The 20,501-nt window shown below is 71.6% G+C and carries 18 protein-coding genes; 6 read left to right on the top strand and 12 right to left on the bottom strand.

All coding sequences use genetic code 11. From position 1 onward, the window contains the following. Positions 1–215: 215 nt before the first annotated feature. The 3 genes from AC2D8W_RS06230 to AC2D8W_RS06220 all read right to left on the bottom strand — a co-directional run bounded on the left by AC2D8W_RS06230 (position 216) and on the right by AC2D8W_RS06220 (position 3,165). Complete coding sequence (locus tag AC2D8W_RS06230) at positions 216–1,550, bottom strand: hypothetical protein (RefSeq protein WP_484670806.1); 1,335 nt, start codon at positions 1,548–1,550, stop codon at positions 216–218. Between the two features lie 175 nt (positions 1,551–1,725). Then, positions 1,726–2,187, bottom strand: coding sequence for an NfeD family protein (locus AC2D8W_RS06225; protein ID WP_484670805.1), 462 nt, complete (start codon positions 2,185–2,187; stop codon positions 1,726–1,728). Positions 2,188–2,190: 3 nt separating this feature from the next. Then, positions 2,191–3,165: an SPFH domain-containing protein gene (locus AC2D8W_RS06220; protein WP_484670804.1), complete on the bottom strand. Its 975-nt coding sequence runs from the start codon at positions 3,163–3,165 to the stop codon at positions 2,191–2,193. A 113-nt stretch (positions 3,166–3,278) separates the two neighbouring features. Between AC2D8W_RS06220 and AC2D8W_RS06215 the strand changes: the two genes are divergently transcribed. After that, complete coding sequence (locus AC2D8W_RS06215) at positions 3,279–3,836, top strand: YbjN domain-containing protein (RefSeq protein ID WP_484670803.1); 558 nt, start codon at positions 3,279–3,281, stop codon at positions 3,834–3,836. Here the strand turns inward: AC2D8W_RS06215 and AC2D8W_RS06210 are convergent. The 4 genes from AC2D8W_RS06210 to yaaA form a co-directional block, all read right to left on the bottom strand. Further along, positions 3,815–4,771 carry a choice-of-anchor A family protein gene (locus AC2D8W_RS06210; protein ID WP_484670802.1) on the bottom strand — a complete coding sequence of 319 codons (957 nt, stop codon included), beginning with the start codon at positions 4,769–4,771 and terminating at the stop codon, positions 3,815–3,817. The two genes, AC2D8W_RS06215 and AC2D8W_RS06210, sit on opposite strands and share 22 nt — an antisense overlap. A 106-nt stretch (positions 4,772–4,877) precedes the next feature. Further along, a complete protein-coding gene (locus tag AC2D8W_RS06205) occupies positions 4,878–5,861 on the bottom strand; it encodes an NAD(P)H-dependent flavin oxidoreductase (protein ID WP_484670801.1) in 984 nt (327 codons plus the stop codon). Positions 5,862–5,973: 112 nt separating this feature from the next. Further along, complete coding sequence (locus tag AC2D8W_RS06200) at positions 5,974–6,777, bottom strand: 3-hydroxybutyrate dehydrogenase (protein WP_293481345.1); 804 nt, start codon at positions 6,775–6,777, stop codon at positions 5,974–5,976. Positions 6,778–6,779: 2 nt separating this feature from the next. Beyond that, complete coding sequence (yaaA, locus tag AC2D8W_RS06195) at positions 6,780–7,577, bottom strand: peroxide stress protein YaaA (protein WP_484670800.1); 798 nt, start codon at positions 7,575–7,577, stop codon at positions 6,780–6,782. A gap of 105 nt (positions 7,578–7,682) precedes the next feature. On the opposite strand from yaaA, the gene AC2D8W_RS06190 reads away from it, so the two are divergent. Beyond that, on the top strand, positions 7,683–9,536 hold the full coding sequence (locus AC2D8W_RS06190; RefSeq protein ID WP_484670799.1) for a CHASE3 domain-containing protein: 1,854 nt from the start codon (positions 7,683–7,685) through the stop codon (positions 9,534–9,536). Here AC2D8W_RS06190 and AC2D8W_RS06185 read toward each other — a convergent pair. The 3 genes from AC2D8W_RS06185 to AC2D8W_RS06175 all read right to left on the bottom strand — a co-directional run bounded on the left by AC2D8W_RS06185 (position 9,514) and on the right by AC2D8W_RS06175 (position 12,736). Then, positions 9,514–10,923 carry an FAD-binding oxidoreductase gene (locus AC2D8W_RS06185; RefSeq protein ID WP_484670798.1) on the bottom strand — a complete coding sequence of 470 codons (1,410 nt, stop codon included), beginning with the start codon at positions 10,921–10,923 and terminating at the stop codon, positions 9,514–9,516. The two genes, AC2D8W_RS06190 and AC2D8W_RS06185, sit on opposite strands and share 23 nt — an antisense overlap. Before the next feature lie 275 nt (positions 10,924–11,198). Continuing rightward, positions 11,199–12,128 (bottom strand): L-threonylcarbamoyladenylate synthase, encoded by a 930-nt coding sequence (locus AC2D8W_RS06180; RefSeq protein WP_484670797.1) that lies wholly within the window; start codon positions 12,126–12,128, stop codon positions 11,199–11,201. A gap of 32 nt (positions 12,129–12,160) precedes the next feature. Then, positions 12,161–12,736 (bottom strand): YceI family protein, encoded by a 576-nt coding sequence (locus AC2D8W_RS06175; protein ID WP_484670796.1) that lies wholly within the window; start codon positions 12,734–12,736, stop codon positions 12,161–12,163. Positions 12,737–12,861: 125 nt separating this feature from the next. On the opposite strand from AC2D8W_RS06175, the gene AC2D8W_RS06170 reads away from it, so the two are divergent. After that, entirely contained in the window at positions 12,862–14,607 is a 1,746-nt protein-coding gene (locus AC2D8W_RS06170) for an acyl-CoA dehydrogenase family protein (protein ID WP_484670795.1), read from the top strand. Between the two features lie 6 nt (positions 14,608–14,613). On the opposite strand, the gene AC2D8W_RS06165 is transcribed toward AC2D8W_RS06170, so the two are convergent. Then, positions 14,614–15,792, bottom strand: a complete 1,179-nt coding sequence (locus tag AC2D8W_RS06165) for an amidohydrolase family protein (protein ID WP_293481352.1) — start codon at positions 15,790–15,792, stop codon at positions 14,614–14,616. Between AC2D8W_RS06165 and AC2D8W_RS06160 the strand changes: the two genes are divergently transcribed. Genes AC2D8W_RS06160 through AC2D8W_RS06150 form a run of 3 tightly spaced genes read left to right on the top strand, consistent with a single transcriptional unit; the run spans position 15,791 to position 19,091 of the window. Further along, positions 15,791–16,420: a DNA-3-methyladenine glycosylase gene (locus AC2D8W_RS06160; protein WP_484670794.1), complete on the top strand. Its 630-nt coding sequence runs from the start codon at positions 15,791–15,793 to the stop codon at positions 16,418–16,420. The genes AC2D8W_RS06165 and AC2D8W_RS06160 overlap by 2 nt on opposite strands. Before the next feature lie 50 nt (positions 16,421–16,470). Further along, a complete protein-coding gene (locus AC2D8W_RS06155) occupies positions 16,471–17,613 on the top strand; it encodes a helix-turn-helix domain-containing protein (protein ID WP_484670793.1) in 1,143 nt (380 codons plus the stop codon). A 26-nt stretch (positions 17,614–17,639) separates the two neighbouring features. Next, entirely contained in the window at positions 17,640–19,091 is a 1,452-nt protein-coding gene (locus tag AC2D8W_RS06150) for a S41 family peptidase (RefSeq protein WP_484670792.1), read from the top strand. 9 nt (positions 19,092–19,100) lie between these two features. Here the strand turns inward: AC2D8W_RS06150 and AC2D8W_RS06145 are convergent, their stop codons facing one another. Then, complete coding sequence (locus AC2D8W_RS06145; RefSeq protein WP_484670791.1) at positions 19,101–20,435, bottom strand: spinster family MFS transporter; 1,335 nt, start codon at positions 20,433–20,435, stop codon at positions 19,101–19,103. Positions 20,436–20,501 lie beyond the last annotated feature (66 nt).

The raw sequence follows: 20,501 nt of genomic DNA, 5'->3' as shown, positions 1-20,501 counted from the left end.
GACACGCGCCGGCTGCGTGTCCGCAAGCTGAGGAAGGGGCCAGCTTGGACGGCGACGGATGGATCGGCGACCTGGTGTCGGGCAGGGCTGAGTTGGTGCGCGCCTTGAGCTCCCCTCTCCCAGCGCGGCGCGCCGTAGGAGACGCTCCCCCGCCCCCGCAAAGCAAAGGGCCCGCGGATCGCTCCGCGGGCCCTCGCGTCAGCCGGTGAGGCCGATCAGGTGTTTCCGGGCAGCTTGCAGTTGCCCGCGAAGGCGCAGCCGACCACGTTGACCGCGTTGATCGCCGGCGTCGACGAGTACTCGATCATGTAGCCCTTCAGCTTGTCCGCGCAGGCGACTTCCACATAGGTCGTGCCCTTGTCGGTCTTGCCCACGACGCGGCTGTTGGAGACCTCGCAGGTGGTGCCCTGCTGCAGGCGCTTCAGGTCGCTCGTCAGCGAGGCGAATCCGTTGTCGCTGCCCATCGAGCACTTGTAGCCGGCGATCGGCGCGCGGCCGCAGTCCACGACGGTGCTCTTCTGGCCCGCGGTCGACATCAGGATCGCGCCCTTGCCGTCCTTGCAGACCAGCTCGACCACTTCCTCGCGGGGGTTGCGGGTGGGGAACAGCGCGTACTTCTCGACCTCGCACTTGCCGCCGGCGTTGGACACCAAGCGGGTGTAGAGGCCGGCCTGCTCGCTCTGCGCCTGGCGGGCGTCGGTCAGCGTGCAGCCGCCGAGGATCTGGGTGGCCTTGGCGCACTCGTAGGTCTCGACCAGGTTTCCGCTGACGGCGGTCTTGTAGATGTAGCCCTTACCGTCGTTGCAGGACGCCTCGTAGAACGTGGAGCCGTCCTTGGCGACGCCCACGAAGCGGCGGTCCTTCACCGCGCAGCCGTTGTTCGCCGAGGCCGCGACCTTGTCGATGACGGCCATGCGCGCCGCCTTGTCCGAGAGCGTGCACTTAATGTTGGACTCGGATTCATCGTACAGGAGGCAGTTCTGCGCCTGCAGCGGCTTGGCGCCATCGAAAGGCACGCTGGCCAGCAGGATGTAGCCGGCGCCGCCCTGGCAGGCGACTTCCATGTAGGTGTTCGACTTGGTCTGGCCGATGCCGCGGGCGGACTCGGGCAGGCATTCCACGCCGGCCGTCTTCATCAGCGGCTGGAGTAGGGCCTTGGGGTTCTGGTTGCCCGGCAGGATGCAGGGCGCCGACGGAGCCTGGCCCGGGGCGGGCGGGGTGTTGGCCTCGATGCAGCTGAAGGCGGTGGGCGCGCCGGCGGCGGGCGCCTGCAGCACGTAGCCCATCTGGCCGGCGCCGCACGCGACCTCGTAGTAGTTGACCTTGTTCTTCTTGTCCTCGCCGATCTTGCGGGCGTCCGAGACCTGGCAGGGCAGGCCCGCCGCCTGCAGGACCGCCGGCGCTTCCTTGGCGCCCTGTTCGCGCGCCGCCTTCGGGATATCGGCGTCCTTCTTGCCTTGCGACACCCCGTAAGCGGGGACCATCAGCGTAGCCATCAAGGCCATGGCGAGCCCGATCGCTCCCACCCTGCCTGCCTTCGGCGTCTTCACCGTCGTTCTCTCCTGGGTCTTCCTTGGGGGTCTTCCTGGGGCCGGCCGTGGGCGGCCGGGATTTTGCGGGCACATAAGCGCCGCGAACTTACGCGGGTCAAGCTGCCCAACGATGCCGGCCGAAGTGTGGCGGGAATCCAATCGCTTAAGCTTGCGTCCGGGGACCGGACCGGCGCTACGCGCGGCGCACCCTCAGGCGCGCGCCGGCGACTCCCGTGACCTGGACGGCGGCGCCGGTCTCGAGCGTCTCGCCGTCGTCGACCTCGGCCGCCCACTCCTTGCCGTCGATGAAGACGCGGCCCGAGCGCCCGGCGAAGGCGCCCACCACGGCGCCGCGCTGGCCCACGAGGCGCGCGACGTTGTCGTTGATGTCGACGCCTTCCTCGACCAGCGGCCGGGGCAGGTACCGGCGGGCCAGCAGGGTGGAGAACAGCGTCAGCAGCGCAAACGCCAGCAGCGCCGTGGGGACCGAGACGTCGAAGATGGCCGTCAGGATGGCCGTCACGCCCGCGGAGGCGGCGGCCCACAGCAGCCACCCGGACCCCGTCAGCACCTCGACGCCCAGGATCGCCGCGGCCAGGGCCGCCCAGAACCAGAACGGTTGGTCGGCGTAGAGCCCCATGATGGTGTCCATCATGGCTCAGGCCCCCGTCGCGGGAACCGCGCCGCGTCCGCGGGCGGGCGGCGGGCGGGGCGCGGGGCCGTCGCCGCCGATCGCCTTCACCAGCTCTCCGATGCCGCCGACGGTGCCCACGAGGGCGCCCATCTCGGCCGGCACGATGACGGTCTTCTGCTGCGGGCTGCGGGCGAGCTCGGCGAACGCCTCCACGTATTTCTGAGCCACGAAGTAGTTGATCGCGTTGACGTCCCCGGCGGCGATGGCGTTCGAGACCATCTCGGTGGCCTTGGCCTCGGCTTCGGCCTCGCGCTCGCGGGCCTCGGCGTCGCGGAAGGCCGCCTCGCGGCGGCCCTCGGCCTCCAGGATCGCGGCCTGCTTTGCGCCCTCGGCGCGGGCGATGGCCGCGGACTTCTCGCCGTCGGCCTCGGTGATCACCGCGCGCCGCTCACGCTCGGCCTTCATCTGGCGCGCCATGGCGTTGGTGATGTCCGGTGGGGGCTGCAGGTCCTTGATCTCAATCCGCGCGGCCTTCACGCCCCAGGGGCCGGTGGCCTCGTCGATGACGTTCAGCAGGCGCGTGTTGATGGCGTCGCGCTGGGACAGGACCTCGTCCAGCTCCATCGACCCCACCACCGTGCGCAGGTTGGTCATGGCGAGCTGCTGGATGGCGAAGTTCAGGTTGTCCACGCGGTAGGCCGCGGCGGCGGCGTCCATCACCTGGATGAACACGATCGCGTCCACTTGGACGGTGACGTTGTCCTTGGTGATCACCTCCTGGCGGGGGACGTCGAGCACCTGCTCCATCATGTTCACCCGCCGGCCGACGCCCTCGACGAACGGCGTCAGGAAGCTGATGCCCGGCTTGAGCGTGCGCGTGTACCGGCCGAAACGTTCTACGGTGTATTCGCGGCCCTGCGGCACGATCTTGATGGCCCCCAGGGCGACCACGATCGCGAGGAACAGGAAGACCGCGGCGACGATCAGCCCCAGGCTCATGGCGTCCCTCCCAACCTAACCCGAGGGCAAGTCTATCCAGACTGCGCCGTCACCGCCACGGAAACCGGCGGGCCGGGCTCGCGCGGCGCGCCCGCCTCTGGTAGCGAGCCGGGATGACCCGCGCCGTCCTCCTGCTCCTGCCGGCCGCGCTCGCGTGTCTCGGCGCCGCGCAAGCGCCGAAGGCGCCTGCCGCCAAGTCCGCCCCGGCGAAGGCCGCGCCGGCCCGGCCCGCGGCCGCGGCGGGGTCCTTCGACGCCCAGAATCCCAACGCCTTCGTGGCCCTGCTGGAGGCGGCCGGCGCCAAGGCCCAGGCCAGCCGCCGGGAGGAGGACTCGGTGTTCGTCCCCGTCACCTCCCCGCTCGCCAACTTCTCGATGCAGTTCGCGGGCTGCACGCCGCAGGGCCGCGGCTGCCGCGCCGTCCTGCTGGACGCGGCGCTGGAGCGCAGCCCCGCGACCCTGGCCCAGGTCAACGCCTTCAACCAGACCTCGGTGATGTGCCGCGTCTACCAGGACAAGGCCGGCCTGCCGCACGTGGTCTATTCGGCGATCCTGTTCCGCAGCATGACCCGCGACGACGCCACCACGCACCTGCAGGCCTGGCAGGGCTGTCTGGCCGACGCCCGCGACTTCCTGAAGGACCCGGTCGGCTACCTGGCGAACGCGGCGTAGCGCCGGCGGAGCGCCGCGCCCGCCAGCCCGAACCCCGCGATCATCAGCGCCCAGGACGCCGGTTCCGGAACGACACCGGGCGGCGAGTTGAAGAGGCCGGTGCCGTCGCGCACGTTGTTGATTTGGGTGACGTTCCAGTCCGCGCCGCCGAAGCTCTTCACCACCATCTGGCCGTACACCACGCCCGGGCCGCCCACGTAGTCGGCGTCGGGAGCGAGGACCGAGCCGGCCATGGAGATCCCGCGGAAATCGAGGGTCGTCGCCTCGGCGTAGTTCCAGAACAGCCGCGACCCCAGGTTCTGGTGCGCGAGGTCGATGAACTGGCCGTTGAAGAACATGCCCGAGTTGGCGAACTTCCCCGTCGAGCCGGTGACGTTGATCAGCGCATAGCCGTCGGACGGCAGGACGATGTTGAACGTGTTGGTCGTGGCTAGCCGCGCGCCGTCGACCGTGAAGACGTTGAGACCGCTCAGGCCGCCCGTGAGGGTGATCTGGCAGGCGCCGCAGAACTGGTAGCTCGTCGTGCCCGTGGCCGCGTAGCCCGCCAGGGTGTCGCTCAGGTCGCGCAGGCGCTGCGCCTCGCCGGCGAAGTCGACCGGCGACGGGGTCCCGCCCGGCAGGATGTTGCTGGGCGCCCACGACGAGTCGGTGCTGACGCTGCCGCCGACGATGGTCTTGCCGTAGGCCGAGCCGCTGCGGGCGTCGAGATTGCCGCCCACCACCAGGTTCACGTCGCCTGGGTCGGCCAGCAGGCCCACAGAGTGGTGGCGCGCGTAGAAGTCGCCGCCGACGGCGACGCGGCCTTCCTCGTCGGAACCGACCGCCCGGAAGTTCCCGAGCACGAACAGGTTGAAGTCGGCGGCGGTCTCGGCCGCGGCGGACGTGGTCGTCAGGACAGCCGCAGCCAGCGCTGCGACGGCGGTAAGCTTACGCATGAGGTTCCCCAGAGCTGGGCCATGCCTAGCAGATCGCCATGGCCGGCAAAGCCGCGTCGCCCGCCGGGGGAATCCGGGGCCCCCGATTGCGCGTCGGGGTTGGCCGTCAGGCCGGGACCGCGGCGCCCTTGCGGATCGCGGAGACGCGATCGATGGCGGCCTCCGCCTCGGACACCAGGCGCCTGACGATCTCGCCCGCGGGCAGCACCTCGGTGACGCCGCCGGCCGACTGCCCCATGGCGAAGCACGAGCTGTCGGGGTCGAGCCCTTCCAGTTGGCCGCCGATGCCGCCCATCACGCCGGCCTTCGTCGAGTGCATGGCCTGGTACGGGAACGGCTGGATGTCCTGCGGCCGGCTTTCCCAGTCGTCGACGTAGGGGTTCTTCTTCACCCGCATCGGCTTGCCGGAGTAGCAGCGGGTGCGGACGGTGTCCTCGTCCGAGGCCGCCAGGATGGTCTCGTGGTACATGCGCGCCGCGTGGGCCTCCTGCGAGGCGATGAATCGGGTGCCCATCCAGACCCCCACGGCGCCCAGGCTCAGCGCCGCCGCGAGGCCGCGTCCGTCGTAGAGGCCGCCCGCGGCGACCACAGGGATCTTCACCCGCTCCACCGCCTGGGCCACCAGGGGCAGGGTGCCCACGAGGCCCGTGTGACCCCCGCCCTCGCCGCCCTGGCAGATCACCGCGTCGCAGCCCGCCTGCTCGGCCTTCACGGCATGCTTCACGGCGCCGCAGACCACCATCACCTTCAGGCCGGCCTTCTTCAGCTTCTCCATGATCGGCATGGGCACGCCCAGGCCGGCGACGAACGACGAGGCGCCCTCCGCGATGATCACGTCGACCGAGGCGGTGAGGCTCTCCGGAGAGGCGGCCAGCAGGTCGACGGCGAACGGCTTGTCGGTGAGTTTGCGCACCTCGCGCATCTGGTCGCGGATGAAGTCGGGGCTGCGCCCGGCCATCCCCAGGACGCCGTAGCCCCCGGCGTTCGACACGGCGGCCGCCAGTTCGGCGAAGGACACCCCGCCCATGCCGGCGAGCATGATCGGATGCTCCACCCCCAGCAGATCACAGAGTTTGGTGTGAAGGGTCATCGGCGTCCTCCCGCGTCTTTGCCCGAACCATGGCGCCGCGGGCCGGCGATGGAAACCGTGACGCGAGGTCAGCGCCTCTCGGCGGGTCCGCCCCCAGCCCGGCGGGCGCGCCTCAGGCCGCCGTCCAGCCGCCGTCGATCGAGAGCGCCGCGCCGGTCACCGACCCGCCGGCGTCCGAGACCAGGTAGAGCAGCAGGCCGGCCAGCTGCTCGTACCCCACGAAGCTGCGGTTCGGCTGGGCGGCCAGGATCACCTCGTCCACCACCCTGTCCATGGGGATTCCGCGCGCCTTCGCCTGGTCGGCGATCTGCATCTCCACGAGCGGCGTCTTCACGTAGCCGGGGCAGATGGCGTTGACGGTGATGCCGCTGCGCGCGACCTCCAGGGCGCAGCTCTTGGTGAAGCCCACCACCCCGTGCTTGGCCGCGACATAGGCGGACTTGAACGGCGAGGCGACCAGCCCGTGCGCCGAGGCGATGTTGACGATCCGCCCGCGCCCGCCCGCCTTCATCAGCGGCAGGGCGTGCTTGGTGGCGTGGAACACGGACGACAGGTTGATGCCGATGATCGCGTCCCACCGGGCCTCGGGAAACTCGTCCACCGGCGCCACATGCTGCACGCCGGCGTTGTTGACCAGGATGTCCAGCCGGCCCAGCTCCTTGTGGGCGAACGCCACGAGATCCGCGATCTCGGCGGGCTTCGTCATGTCGGCGCCGTGGTAGAGCACCCGGGCGTTGGCCGCCGCCGCGGCCTGCATCGCCGCCCGGTCGGCCTCGATCTTCGCCGCCTCGCCGAAACCGTTCAGGACCACGCTCACGCCCTGCCCGGCGAGCGCCGCGGCCATCGCGTGGCCGATCCCCGACGTGGAGCCCGTGACGACGGCCACCTGGCCCTCGAGGTGATAGTCGACGGCCATGGTCAGGCTCCTTTGCGGGCCGCTGCGGCCGGCGGCGGCTGGGGCCGGCTGAAGGTCCACTCGTCGTCCGACGAGAGGTGCGGCTGGAAGCGGTATCCGTCCGCGTCGAAGGCCTTGAGGTCGGCGGCCTTGCGCAGGCGGTTGTCGATCGCGAAACGCGCCATGGCGCCCCGGGCGCGCTTGGCGAAGAACGAGATGATCCGCGCCTCGCCGTCCTTCTCCTCGAGGAACCGGCACGACACCACGGGCGCCTTCAGCGCCTTGCGGTCGACGGCGCCGAAGTACTCGCCGCTGGCGCAATTCACGATCGTGCGGTCCTTGTGCCCGGCCAGGTCGGCGTCCAGCGTCTCGGCGATCCGCGACCCCCAGAAGTCGTAGAGGCTGCCCCCCCGCCGGGTCTTGATCCGCACGCCCATCTCCAGCCGGTAGGGCTGGATGGCGTCGAGCGGCCGCAACACGCCATAGAGGCCGGAGAGGATGCGCACATGGTCCTGCGCGAACGACAGGGCCCTGCGGTCGAGCTCGCGGGCGCGCAGCCCCAGGTACACGTCGCCGTTGAATGCGAAGGCCGCCTGCAGCCCGTCGTCGCTCTGCGGGTCGAAGGCCTGGAAGCGTTCGCGGTTCAGCTTCGCGAGGCTGTCGGACAGGTCCATCATCCGCTTCAGGTCGGCCGTCCGCAGCTTCCTGGTCGTCTTCGCGAGCTCGGCGGTGTCGTCCGTCAGGCGCGGCGCGGACAGGGGCGCCGAGTCCGGCCCGGCGGTGAAGTCGAGCGCCTTTGCGGGGGAGAGGACGATCAGCATGCCGCCGACCCTTTGCCGTGACTTGGCGGTGGCGCCAAGGGCGGCGCGCGCCGGGGCGCGTCGAACACCTTGCATCGATGGGAGAAGCGGCGACAACAGTACAGCATGAGTTCCGTCCGCAATGACCGTGCGGTGGTCGCGCTGCTGGGGGGCTTCGTGGCCCTGGCCGTGGTGCTGGCGGCCGCGCTCTGGTTCAACGCGCAGCAGGACACAGCCGCCGGCCGCGTGCGGCACACCCTCGAGGTGCAGAACCGGCTGAGCCACGTCCAGACCCAGGTGCTCGAGGCGGAGGCGGCCCAGCGAGGCTATCTGCTGACGGACGGATCGTCCTTCCTGGACACCTACCGCACGGCTGTGGGGGCCCTGCGCACCGACCTGGACCGCCTCTGCGGCCTGACCGCCGACAACCCGCGCCAGAAGGCCAACTGCCGGCGTCTGCGGGCCGCCGTGGTCGAGCGCGCGGCCCTTCTCGACGAGAACCTGTCCCTGCACGCCGAGGGCCGGGCCGTCCCCGTCGAAAGGCTGCAACATGGCCGCGAGCTGATGGATGCGACCCGCCTCGTCCTGGCCGACATGCGCGCCGAGGAGGCGCGGCTGCTGGCCGAGCGCACGCTGCGCGCCGACAGGGACTCCTTGATGGCCCGCGTGACCCTCGTCGCCGGAGGCCTGGCCATGCTGTTGCTCGGCGTCTTCGCCGTCGCCGACGCCCGCCGCAGGCTCACGGCGGCCATCCAGACCAACGCGGCGCTGCAGGCCGAGGCCGCCAGCCGCGAGGCCGCCGAGGCGCAGGTCCGGCAGTTCCAGAAGACCGAGGCGATCGGTCAGCTCACGGGCGGCATCGCCCACGACTTCAACAACATGCTGGCCATCGTCATCGGTTCCCTCGACCTGGCCAAGCGGCGCCTGCACAGCGACCGGGCCCGCGCCGAGGCCTGCATCGACAGCGCCCTGGAGGGCGCCACCCGCGCCGCCCAGCTGACCGCGCGCCTGCTGGCCTTCTCCCGCCAGCAGCCCCTCAACCCGGTGGTGCTCGACGTCAACAAGCTGGTCGGCGGCATGTCCGAGCTCCTGCGCCGGACCATTGGCGAGGACATCCGCGTCGAGACGGTGCTGGCCGGCGGCCTCTGGCGCACGCTGATCGACGCCGCCCAGCTCGAGAACGCCATCGTCAACCTTTGCGTCAACGCCCGCGACGCCATGCCCGACGGCGGGCGGCTCACCATCGAGACTTCCAACGCCCACCTGGACGACGCCTATGCCGCCGCCCACGCCGAGGTCGCGCCCGGCCAGTACGTGATGATCTCGGTCACCGACACCGGGACCGGCATGCCCCCCGAGGTCGTCGAGCGCGCCTTCGATCCCTTCTACACCACCAAGGGGCCCGGGCGCGGCACCGGGCTCGGGCTCAGCCAGGTGGAGGGCTTCGTCAAGCAGAGCCGCGGACACGTGAAGATCTATTCCGAGCCGAGCGTCGGCACGACGATCAAGATCTATCTGCCGCGCAGCCTGAAGGAGGCCGCGCAGGCCGAGGCGCTGACGCGTCCCGCCGGCGAACTGCCGCGCGGCCGGACCGACGAGATCGTGCTGGTGGTCGAGGACGACGAGCGGGTCCGGCACCTCTCGGTCGATGCCCTGCGCGAGCTCGGCTACACGGTGGTGCAGGCCTCGGACGCGGCCCAGGCGCTGGCGGTGCTGACGATGCAGCCGCGGGTCGATCTGCTGTTCACCGACGTCGTGATGCCCGACCTGAACGGCCGCCGCCTGGCCGAGAAGGCGCGCGAGACCCGGCCCGACCTGAAGGTGCTCTACACCACCGGCTATACGAAGAACGCCATTGTCCACAACGGCATGCTGGACGCCGACGTCGCGTTCATCGCCAAGCCCTTCACCATCGAGCAGCTGGCGCTGAAGGTCCGCCAAGTCCTGGACGCGCCGGTCAGAACAGAACCCGCGGATTGAGGATCCGCTTGGGGTCCAGGGCGCGGCGGATCGCGCGCTGGGCTTCGAGCTCGACGGCGGACTTGTAGCGCGCGCCCTCGGCCGTCTTCATCGCGCCGAGGCCGTGTTCGGCGCTGATCGATCCGCCGAGGCGGGCGACGATGTCGTGGACGATGCGGCTGCCGGCGTCCCGCTTGGCGGCATGCTCGGCGTCCGACCCGCCGTCGGGCCGCAGGACGTCGTAGTGGATGTTGCCGTCGCCCACGTGGCCGAAGGCGGCGATCCGGGCGCCGGGCGCGAAGGCCTCCATGGCCGCCGTGGCCTCGGCGAGGAACTCCGCCACGCGGCTGACCGGCACCGCCACGTCGTGCTTCCAGGTGGCGCCCTCGGGCTTCTGCGCCGGCGACTGGTTCTCGCGCAGCGCCCACAGCGCGCGCGCCTGGGCTTCCGTCTGAGCGACCACGGCGTCCCGCACCAGCCCCGCGTCCAGCCCGTCGGCCAGAAACCGCTCCATCGCCGCCTCGGCCGACCCGGGCTCGCCCGACGCGAACTCGGCGAGCACGTACCAGGGGTGCGGCTGCGCCAGCGGGTCGCGCGTGCCGGGAATGTTCCTCAGCGCGAACTCGACCCCGAGGCGGCCCATCAGCTCGAACGCCTCGACGGCGCCGCCGGTCTCCTCCTTGGCGCGCGCCAGCAGCCGGATCGCGGCGTCCGGGTTCGCGACGCCGATCATGGCCACCGCGCGCGACGCCATCACGGGATACAGCTTGAGCGCCGCCGCCGTGACGACGCCCAGGGTGCCCTCGGCCCCGATGAGAAGCTGCTTCAGGTCGTAGCCGGTGTTGTCCTTGCGCAGGCGCTTCAGCCCGTTCCAGACCTCGCCGTTGGGCAGCACCGCCTCCAGCCCCAGGACCAGGTTGCGCGCCATGCCGTAGCGCAGCACCTGCGTCCCGCCCGCATTGGTCGAGATCACGCCCCCGACCGTCGCCGAGCCCTCCGAGGCGAGGCCGATCGGGAAGCGCCGCCGCACGCCCGCGGCCGCGGCATGCACCTCCGACAGGGTGACGCCGGCCTCGGCGGTCAGGGCGTCGTCGAAGGCGTCCACCTCGCGGATCGACCGCATCCGCTCCAGCGACAGCAGGATCTCGCCCTGCGGGATCTGCCCGCCGACGAGGCCGGTGTTGCCGCCCTGGATGGTGATCGCCTGGCCCGCCTCGAAGCAGACGCCGACCACCCCCGCCACGGCCTCGGTCGAACCCGGCAGCGCCAGGAACGGCGTCGCCCCGACCCAGCGGTCGCGCCACTCCACCAGCTTCGGGCCGATGCGCTCGGGATCCTCGCTCCAGCCGCCCTCGCCCAGCACCGCCTTCAGGCGCGCGATCAGGTCGGCGGGGACAGGCGCGGTCATCCCCAAACCCTAAGCCCCCCGCCCCGCCTCCGCCAGTCCGGGGCCCTCACCTCCCCGTCGCTGCCGACGGCGGGGGGTGGAGCCGCCCCCGGCGCGAAGCGCCAGGAAGAGCCACAGAATACGCGGAATACGCGGAAGCGAAGACCCCGAAGCGTCCTCAGGAGAACCACGAATGAACACCGATGCACACGAATGGGACCCGGGCCTCTCCGCGGCCATTCGTGTTCTTCGTGTTCATTCGTGGTCGATCAAACGGGCCTTCGGCCTGAAGGAACCTAGCCCACGAACCCCGCCGCGCGCTTGAGCCGGTCGTTGATCGCCTCGCCCAGGCCCTCGTGCGGGATCGGCGCCACGGCGATGCCGGACGGCTGGGTGCGGTCCGCCGCGCGCAGGTAGGCGAAGAGGTTGGCCGCGGCTTCGGCGAGGTCGCCCGTGGCGCTGAGGTTCCACGGTCCCGCCCCGCCGGGGCCGAACGACAGCCAGGCCTCGCCGGGTTGTGGCGAGGTCGCGTCCAGCCGCACGGGCGCGCGGGGCGCATAGTGCCGCGCCAGCCGCCCCGGCGAGCGCCGTGCGTCGGCGTCCGCCTCGGCCAGCGGACCCACGACGGCCTCGATCTGCGCGCGGGTCACGGCGCCGGGCCGCAGCAGGCGCGGTTGGTCCAGCAGCGCGACCACGGTCGACTCCAGGCCGACGCCGCACGGGCCGCCGTCCAGCGCGGCGGCCGCCGCCTCGCCCGTTTCCTCGACGGCGTCGGCGAAGGTGGTGGGGCTGGGGCGGCCCGAGCGGTTGGCCGAGGGCGCCACCAGGGGCCGGCCCGCGGCCGCGATCAGCGCGCGGGCCAGCGGGTGCGCCGGGGCGCGGACCGCCACGGTGTCCAGGCCCGCCCGCGCCAGGTCGCACACCGCCCGCTCGTCGGCCACCGGCAGCACCAGGGTCAGCGGTCCCGGCCAGAACCGCGCCGCCAGGGCCTCGGCGCGCGGATCGAAGCGCGCGAGGCGCCGGGCCATCTCCAGGTCGGCCACGTGGGCGATGAGCGGGTTGAAGCTGGGCCGGCCCTTGGCCGCGTAGACCGCCGCCACGGCCTTCGGGTCGGCGGCGTCGGCCGCCAGGCCGTAGACCGTCTCGGTGGGCAGGATCACGAGGCCGCCCGACCGGATCGCCTGGGCGGCCCGGTCCACGTCGGAAGGTGCTGCGCGCGGGTCCACAGGCGCTCGTTACACCGACGGCGTCGCCGGGCCTACCGCCTGGCGAACTCCACGTCGAAGAGCAGGTCCACGACATCCCCGGCGAAGGGCCGCGAGGCCGACATGCCGAACTGCGAGCGGCGCACCCGGCCCGAGCCGGAGAACCTGACGCGGTCGCCGCGCACCGCCTCCAGCTTCAGGTCCAGGGTCAGCGGGCGGGTCACCCCGTGCAGGTAGAGCTGTCCCGGCAGCCGGCCCCGCCCGCCCGGCTTCACCATCACGCCCGTCGCGGTGAACCGGATGGCGGGATACCGCTCGGGTTCGAACTGGCTGATCACGAGGCGGCTGAACTGGGCGTCGCCGGCCTCGATCGACCGGGGATCCGCCGTGATCGACACGTTCGCCGCCGCCGTATCGGCTGGGTCGTAGGCGAAGGCGCCCGAGAGCCGGCCGAACCGCAGGGCGTAGCGGGAAAGCCCGCCGAACAGCGGCACGCGCACCACGAGGCTGGCGCGCCGCGGGTCCAGGACGTACTCGCCCGCGGGGATCTGCGCCGGCGGCGCGTCGGCCCGCGCGGCGGCCGCCGCCGAGAGGACCAGCGCCAGGGCGAGGAGAGCGGTGCGAAGCATCAGGACCTTTCCCGGGCGGCCGGACACGCCGGGCCGCCCACACTGACACCGCACTTTTCATGTTCCCAGGCCGCTTGGGCAGGCCGTAGAAGGCCGGAGCGAACTTTGTCGTCCGAGGGACCCTGATGACCTTCCGCGCCCCGATCCGCGATCTGGCCTTCGCGCTCAAGACCGTGGGGCACCCCGAGCTGATCACGCGTGCGTACCCCGAGCTGGACGACGACACCGTGCAGGCCGTGCTCGAGGCGGCCGGCGCCTTCGCGGACAACGAACTGGCGCCGTTGAACCGCAGGGGCGACCTGGAAGGGGCGCGCTACGAGAACGGCAAGGTCACGGCCGCCCCCGGCTTCGCCGAAGCCTACCGCCACTTCGTCGAGCAGGGCTGGAACTCGCTGTCCGCCGACCCGGCCCACGGCGGACAGGGCCTGACGAAGGCCATGGAGCTGGCGGTCTTCGAGATGGTGCATGCCGCCAACATGGCGTTCGGCCTGTGCCCCATGCTGACCCAGGGCGCCATCGAGGCGCTGGATCTGCACGGCACCGAGCGCCAGAAGCGCCTGGTCCTGCCGAAGCTCGTGTCGGGCGAGTGGACCGGCGCCATGTGCCTCACCGAGCCGCAGGCCGGCTCGGACCTCGCCGCCCTGACGGCGATCGCCCGGCCCGACGGGAACGGCCGCTACCGCCTGTCGGGGCAGAAGATCTTCATCACCTGGGGCGACCACGACGCGGCCGACAACATCTGCCACCTGATCATCGCGCGCACCCCCGACGCCCCCCCGGGCATCAAGGGCATCAGCCTGTTCCTGGCCAACAAGTTCGAGGTGAGGGACGACGGCTCGCTCGGCGCCCGCAACAGCTTCCGCCCCGCCTCCATCGAGCACAAGCTGGGCATCCACGGCTCGCCAACCTGCGTCATGCTGTACGAGGACGCCGAGGCCGAGCTGGTGGGCGAACTGGGCCAGGGCCTGGCCCACATGTTCGTCATGATGAACGCCGCGCGCCTGCAGGTGGGCGTCCAGGGCGTGGCCATCGCCGAGCGCGCCTTCCAGCAGGCGCTCGCCTTCAGCCAGGAACGCAAGCAGGGCCGCGCGCTGTTCGAGGACGCCGGCGGCGCCATCTACGGGCATCCCGACGTGCGCCGGACCCTGATGCTGATGAAGGCCAGGATCGAGGCCGCGCGGGGCATCTGCCTGACCACCGGCGTGCTCTCCGACCTCGCCAGGCGCGCCGCGACCCCCGAGGAGCGCGAGGCCGCCAAGGCGCGCCAGGACCTCCTCACGCCGATCGCCAAGGCCTGGTCCACGGACGTCGGCGTCGAGGTGGCCTCGCTGGGCGTCCAGGTCCACGGCGGGATGGGCTTCATCGAGGAGACGGGCGCGGCCCAGCATTACCGCGACGCCCGCATCGCCCCCATCTACGAGGGCACCAACGGAATCCAGGCCATGGACCTGATCGGCCGCAAGCTGCGCGCGAACGGCGGCGAGACGCTGAAGGGGCTATGCGCCGAGATGGCGCTGACCGCGGAGGTGCTGACCGAGACCGCCGAGCTGGCGCCCGTGGGCCGGCGGCTGGCGGCCGGGATCGCGGCGCTGGAGCGCGCCGCCGACGCCGTGCTGGCGGCCGACAACATGACCGCCCTGGCCGCCGCCACGCCCTTCCTGAAGCTTGCCGGGGACGTGGTCGGCGGCTGGATCCTCGGCCGTCAGGCGCTGGCGGCGGCCGGGTCCGACGATCCTTGGCTGAGGTCGAAGGGCGCGCTCGCCCGGCTCTACGCCAGCCAGGTGCTGACCCAGGCTCCCGGCCTGGCCGACGGTCTCGGCGAGGCCGGCGAGGACCTGGCCGGCACGCCGGCCCACGCTCTGGCGGGGTGATGCCGGCTACGCCGCGGCCAGCGAAGGGAGGTCGTGCAGCGAACGGTCGAGCCCGGCCCCCATCAGGTCGATGAAGTTGTCGCGGTAGAACTTCCGCTTCGCGGCGTCGCTCACGCCCTCGAGGTTCTCGTTGAACCGCTTGAGCGGGTTGCGTCCCCCCTCCACGTGCGGGAAATCGGAGGAGAAGAGCACCATCTCCTCGCCGGCGTTCTGCATGATCCAGGCGACGTCCTCGTGCGGATAGGGCGTCACCCGCAGCTGCCGGCGCAGGATGTTCGACGGCGTGTCCGACAGCTTCTGGAGGCGCTCCTCGCGGCCGAAGGCGGCGCAGCCGGAGTCCAGGAACTTCATCAGGCTGGGCAGCCACGACGCGCCGAGCTCGATCGCGCCCCACTTCAGGCGCGGGAACCGGTCGAAGACCCCGTCGATCACCAGCGCCGACAGCGTCTGCCAGACGCTGAGCGGGATGGCCATGAAGGTGAGCGAGGTGAAGTTCTCGTCGCCGCCGTGGAAGTCCTTCACGTAGGGCAGGCCGTTCTCCAGATAGGCCTTCTGCATCTTCTCTTCGCCGCCCACGTGGAAGAGGATCGGCAGGCCCGCCTCCTCCGCCACCGCCCACAGCGGGTCGAGCTCGAGGTGGCTGGGCGAGAAGCCCGGATGGCGGGACGGGATCACCAGCCCCTTGGCGCCCAGGGCGATGGCTTCGCGGGCGATCTGCGGCGCCCGCTGGCGATCGATCAGCGGCACATAGCCCGTGGCCAGCAGCCGGCGGTCCACCGAGCAGAACTCGGCCATCATCCGATTGTGGGCCCGGGCGGCCTCGAGGGCCAGGTCCACCTCGCCCATCTGCTCGAGGCCGAAGTTCGACAGGCAGGCGGTGGTGAAGACCAGCTGGCTCGTGAAGCCCAGGTAGTCCAGCGTCGCGGGCCGGTCCGCGGCGTCGAAGGCGCCCAGCGCCTCGTAGTTCTTGCGCAGCAGGATGTTGGCCTCGGCGCCGGCGCGGAACTCGGGGTCCCTCGCCTTCTCGGCGGCCTTGGCGAACCACTCGGGCAACACGTCCTTGCGGCCGGTCTTGGCGACGAACTCGTCGCGCCGCTTCGGATCGATGTAGCGGTTGATCGTGCCCGGCAGCTCCATGATGTGGCTGTCGGCGTCATGCACCGTCTGGCCTTCCACGTAGGGCATGGCGCATACCTCCCGGATGTCGTTTTTCGTTGGCGGGCATTCCGGACCTTCAAATTCCGCGCGTCAAGGCTGGCCGCGCGGCTTCTGGGAGCGTCATCCCGCCGAGGTGGCCGCCGACCTCATCGGCTGGACCGTGCGGGTGGACGGCGTCGGCGGCCGGATCGTGGAAACCGAGGCCTACCATCACGAGGACCCGGCCTCGCACAGCTTCTCCGGCCCCACGCCGCGCAACGCGGTGATGTTCGGGCCGCCCGCCCACGTCTACGTCTATCGCTCGTACGGCATCCACTGGTGCATGAACTTCGTCTGCTGGTCGGGAGCCCCGGGCGGCGCCGTGCTGATCCGCGCGCTGGAGCCCACGCACGGCCTGGAGGTCATGGCCGAACGCCGCGGCGTCGCGAACCCGCAGGCGCTCTGCTCGGGACCCGGCAAGCTCTGCCAGGCGCTGGCCGTGACGCGCGAGCATGACGGGATGGCGCTGGACCATGCGCCGTTCGCGATATCCCCGGGCCCGTCGCGGGGCGTCGTGGCCGGCCCCCGGATCGGGATCAGCAAGGCGGTCGACACGCCCTGGCGCTTCGGCGAGGCCGGGTCGCGCTTCTGGAGCCGAGCCTTCCCGCGCGTCTAGCCCGAAGCACCAATCCGGCTAAGCTGGGCCGAGTTGGAGCCGGGTACCCCATGCTGGTTTTCGGGTGGCGCACTGCAATCCTGCTGCTGGTCAGCCTGCAGGTGCTCGCCCTTGCGGTCGCGCTCATGCGCGCGCCGCGCAACCGACCGGCCAACCGGAGGCTCGCGGCGCTTCTCGTCGTCCTGGTGGGCCTTCTCACGCCGTACACGATCGGCTTCGCCGGCCTCTACGACGCCTGGCCCTGGCTCACCTTCGCGCCCTTCGCCCTGCCGTTCGCAGTGGGGCCCCTGGCCTACGCCTACGTCTGCGCCTGGACCGACACGCCCATGCGCCCCGGACTGGCGGCGCACCTCGCGCCCGCAGGCCTGCACCTGGGCTACGGCGCCGTCTGTTTCGCCCTGCCGCTGTCCTTGAAGTCGGCCTGGGACGACGGCCTGCACGGATCGGTGATCGATCCGGCCATCTCGGTCCTGGCGCCCGTCAGCCTCGGCGCCTACACCATCTCTGCGTTCGCGGCCCTGCGCCGGTATCGCGCGCGCCTGGCCCAGGTCGTGACCGATGACGCCCGCTTCGCGCAACGCTGGCTTCAGCAGGCCCTGGCCGCGCTCGTGGTGGTGCTTGCGGTCTGGGCCGGCTTCCAGGTGTGGGAGATCGCCGCCGGCGGCCTCTCCTATTTCCAGCGCCTCAATCTCTACCTCATCCTCGCCGCGTTGGCGCTCTACCTGGCGGTGGAAGGTTGGCGACACGCCGGCCTGCGGCGGCCGGCCCTGCCCGACACGGCGTCCCGGCCGGCGCCATCGACCCGCGATTGGCGCGATCAGGCGCAGCGCTGGGCCGCCAAGGTCGACGCGTCGGAGTGGTGGCGCGACCCCGACCTGTCCCTGCCGGAACTCGCGGCGCGCCTGGGGACCAACACCCACTACTTGTCGCGGGCGCTCAACGAGGGGCTGGGCAGCAGCTTCGCAACTTTCGTGAACGGCCGGCGCGCCCGCGCGGTGGCCGCAGCGATCGAGAGCGGTGACACGCGACCCGTCCTCGACCTGGCGCTGGAAGCCGGCTTCGCGTCGAAAGCGAGCTTCAACCGGGCCTACCTCGCAGAGTTCGGCGAGAACCCGTCGCAGGCGCGACGGCGGCGCGGCTCATATCCAAAATCTCGTGCCGAGCTGCATGATCTGAGGCGATCGGCCGTCTGATCCCCGGCAGGCTCGCGGACATGATGATGACCCGACGCGCCTTCCTCGACGGCCTCTCGGCGGCTCCGCTGGCCGCGACGGCTCCCACGGCGCGAACCGACGCCGGCCTGGTAGAGGCAGCCTTCCGCGCCCTGCACCCGGGACTCCTGCGCTACAACACGCCGGCAGGGATCGAGGGTCGCTTCGCTCGCCTGCACACGGATATGGCGCGCGCGTCGAAGCCGGGCGACCACTGGCTCGCGCTGACGCGGTTCACCGCCTCGGTCCGGTGCGGCCATACATTCGTCAACGGCGCCAACCAGGAAGGCGTGGGCCTGGCGTTCCTGGAGTCGGGACGCCATCGGCTGCCGTTCCGGTACCGGTGGCTCGGCGGCGGCATGATCGTCACCGACCCCGGGCCGGTCGACGGCCTTGCCGCTGGCGACGAGGTCATCGCGATCGGAGATGTTCGGGCGCGGGCTCTGCTGCCGAAGCTGGCGGAGCTGGGCGCGGCAGACGGAGGCAACGACGCCAAGCGCGTCCGCCTCGCCGAGATCGACGGCCGCGAGCTCTGGCCGCTGCCGGACATCGCGCTGCCCCTGCTGGCTCCGGCGGCCTTCACGGACGACCATGTGCGCCTCACGGTGAGGTCACCGGCGGGCTCGCGTCGCACCCGCCGCGCGCCGCTCTGGACACGCGTAGAGCGGCTCGCGGCGCGGGGTTCCGCGGATATCGCGCCTTCCAACGGTCCGGCATGGCGCTCAGAGATCCTGGACGGCGGCGTCCGCCTGATCCGCATGCCCACCTGGGCTCTCTACAACAGCCGATGGGATTGGCGTGGGTGGCTCGACGCAGAGGTCGACGCGGCCGTGACGTCGGGGGCGCCTGGCATCATCCTCGACCTGCGCGGCAACTCCGGCGGCGAGGAATGCGGCGACCACCTTCTGGCGCGCATGACCGAGCGAGAGATCGTGCGGCCCGACGCGCCGCGGTTCGTGCGGTATCGACGCACGCCGCCGGAACTCGACCGCTTCCTCACCACCTGGGACCGTAGCTTCCGCGACTGGGGAGAGCACGCAAGAGGGCCGGACGCGCGGGGCTTCTACCGCCTGACGCGCTGGGATTCCGATCCACGCGGCGAGATCATCCGCCCGCGGGGGCCGCGCTATGCTGGACGGCTGATCGCGCTGATCGACGCCACCAACAGTTCGGCCACCTTCCAGTTCGCGCGCACCGTCAAGGCGTCAGGCCTGGGCCGCCTCGTGGGCGAGACCACCGGCGGCAATCTTAGGGGGATCAACGGCGGGGCCTACTTCTTCCTGCGCCTGCCCGAAAGCGGCTTCGAGGTCGACCTGCCGCTGGTCGCCGACTTCCCCTCCGAGCCACAGCCGGACGCCGGAGTCGACCCGGACGACATGGTCCGACTGACGGCCGCCGACGTGGCGGCGGGCCGTGATCCTCAGCTTGAGAGGGCGCTCGCCCTGGCGCTGGCGCGTTGAGCCGGCGGCTCAGCTGACGATCTCCTCGCGCATGGTGCGGCGCGCGCTCCAGAACAGCCAGGCGCAGGGGATGGCGAGCAGGGCGAAGGTCATCAGCGACCAGCGGATCGCCTCGGCCTCCGAGAGGCCGCGCGCCAGCAGGACGTCCGAGAGGATCCCGACCGCGAGGGGGCCCAGGCCCAGGCCGATCAGGTTGGCGACGAAGAGCAGGACCGCCGTCGCCGTGGCCCTCGTCTGCGGCCGGACCAGGCTCTGGACGACGCCGTACGCCGGACCCAGCCACATCGAGCCGAGCAGCCCCGGCGCGAGCAGCAGGGCGAAGGCCACGAGCAGCGAGTCGGCGTTGAGCATGGCGAGCGAGAACGGCAGCGCCGCGACCGCGCCGACCGCCGGGATCGTGGCATAGGCGCGGCCGTCCTTGCGCGCGAAATGGTCCGCGAGCCGTCCGCCCAGCAAGGTGCCGACGATGGCCATCACCCCCGACGTGACGCCCAGGGCCAGGCCAAGGAAGCCCGCGCTCTTCAGGCCGAACATGGCCGAGTAGTGCGCGAGCTCGGGCCCGAAGTTGCGGAAGAAGAACGAGCCGGTGAAGGCCAGGGAGCCGTAGGAGGCGAAGGACTTGATCGTCACGCCGCCGACGACCCGCCAGTAGGTGCGCTTGCCGGCCAGCTCGCGGAGGGCCTCGCGGAAGCTCGGGGCGTCCTGCACCGCGGCGGTGACGCGCGGGAGGCTGCGGCGGGGTTCGCGCAGGGTCAGGGCGGCCAGGACCGCGAGCGCGAGGCCCGGCAGGCCCACCATCACGAAGGCCATCCGCCAGCCGAAGGCGTCGGCGATCAGGCCGCCCAGCGCCAGCCCGAAGATGCTGCCGACCGGGGCGCCCAGCATGTAGACCGAGACGGCCGAGGCGCGGCGCTCGGCCGGCACGGTGTCGGCGATCAGAGACAGCGCCGGCGGCGTGCAGCCCGCCTCGCCGACGCCCACGCCGATCCGCGCGAGGATCAGCTGGGTGAAGCTCTGCGCCAGGCCAGAGAGCGCGGTGAAGCCGCTCCAGACGGCGACCGCGACGGCGATGATCAGCGGTCGGTCGCCGCGCTCGGCGACGCGGGCGATGGGCACGCCGAGGACCGTGTAGAGCACCGCGAAGGCCAGTCCGGTCATCAGCCCGAGCTGCCAGTCGGCCAGGCCGAGCTCCTGCTTGATCGGCTCGGCCAGGATCGAGACCACCTGGCGGTCGATGAAGTTGACGACGTAGATCACCATGAGCAGCCCGAGCGCGTAGCTGCGGTAGGCCCGGCCCGGGAGGGCCAAGGGCGCGGCGGGCGCCTCGCCGACAGTGGCGGTCATGGCCGATCCTCCCGTGTGCCCGTCGCTCTTCCGGCGATCTTGAAACACGTTATGGGCCGGCCAGGG

The sequence above is a fragment of the Phenylobacterium sp. T106 genome, assembly GCF_057219735.1.
Note: the sequence above shows the minus strand (reverse complement) of the source record. Positions and strands in the feature narration are given on the sequence as shown.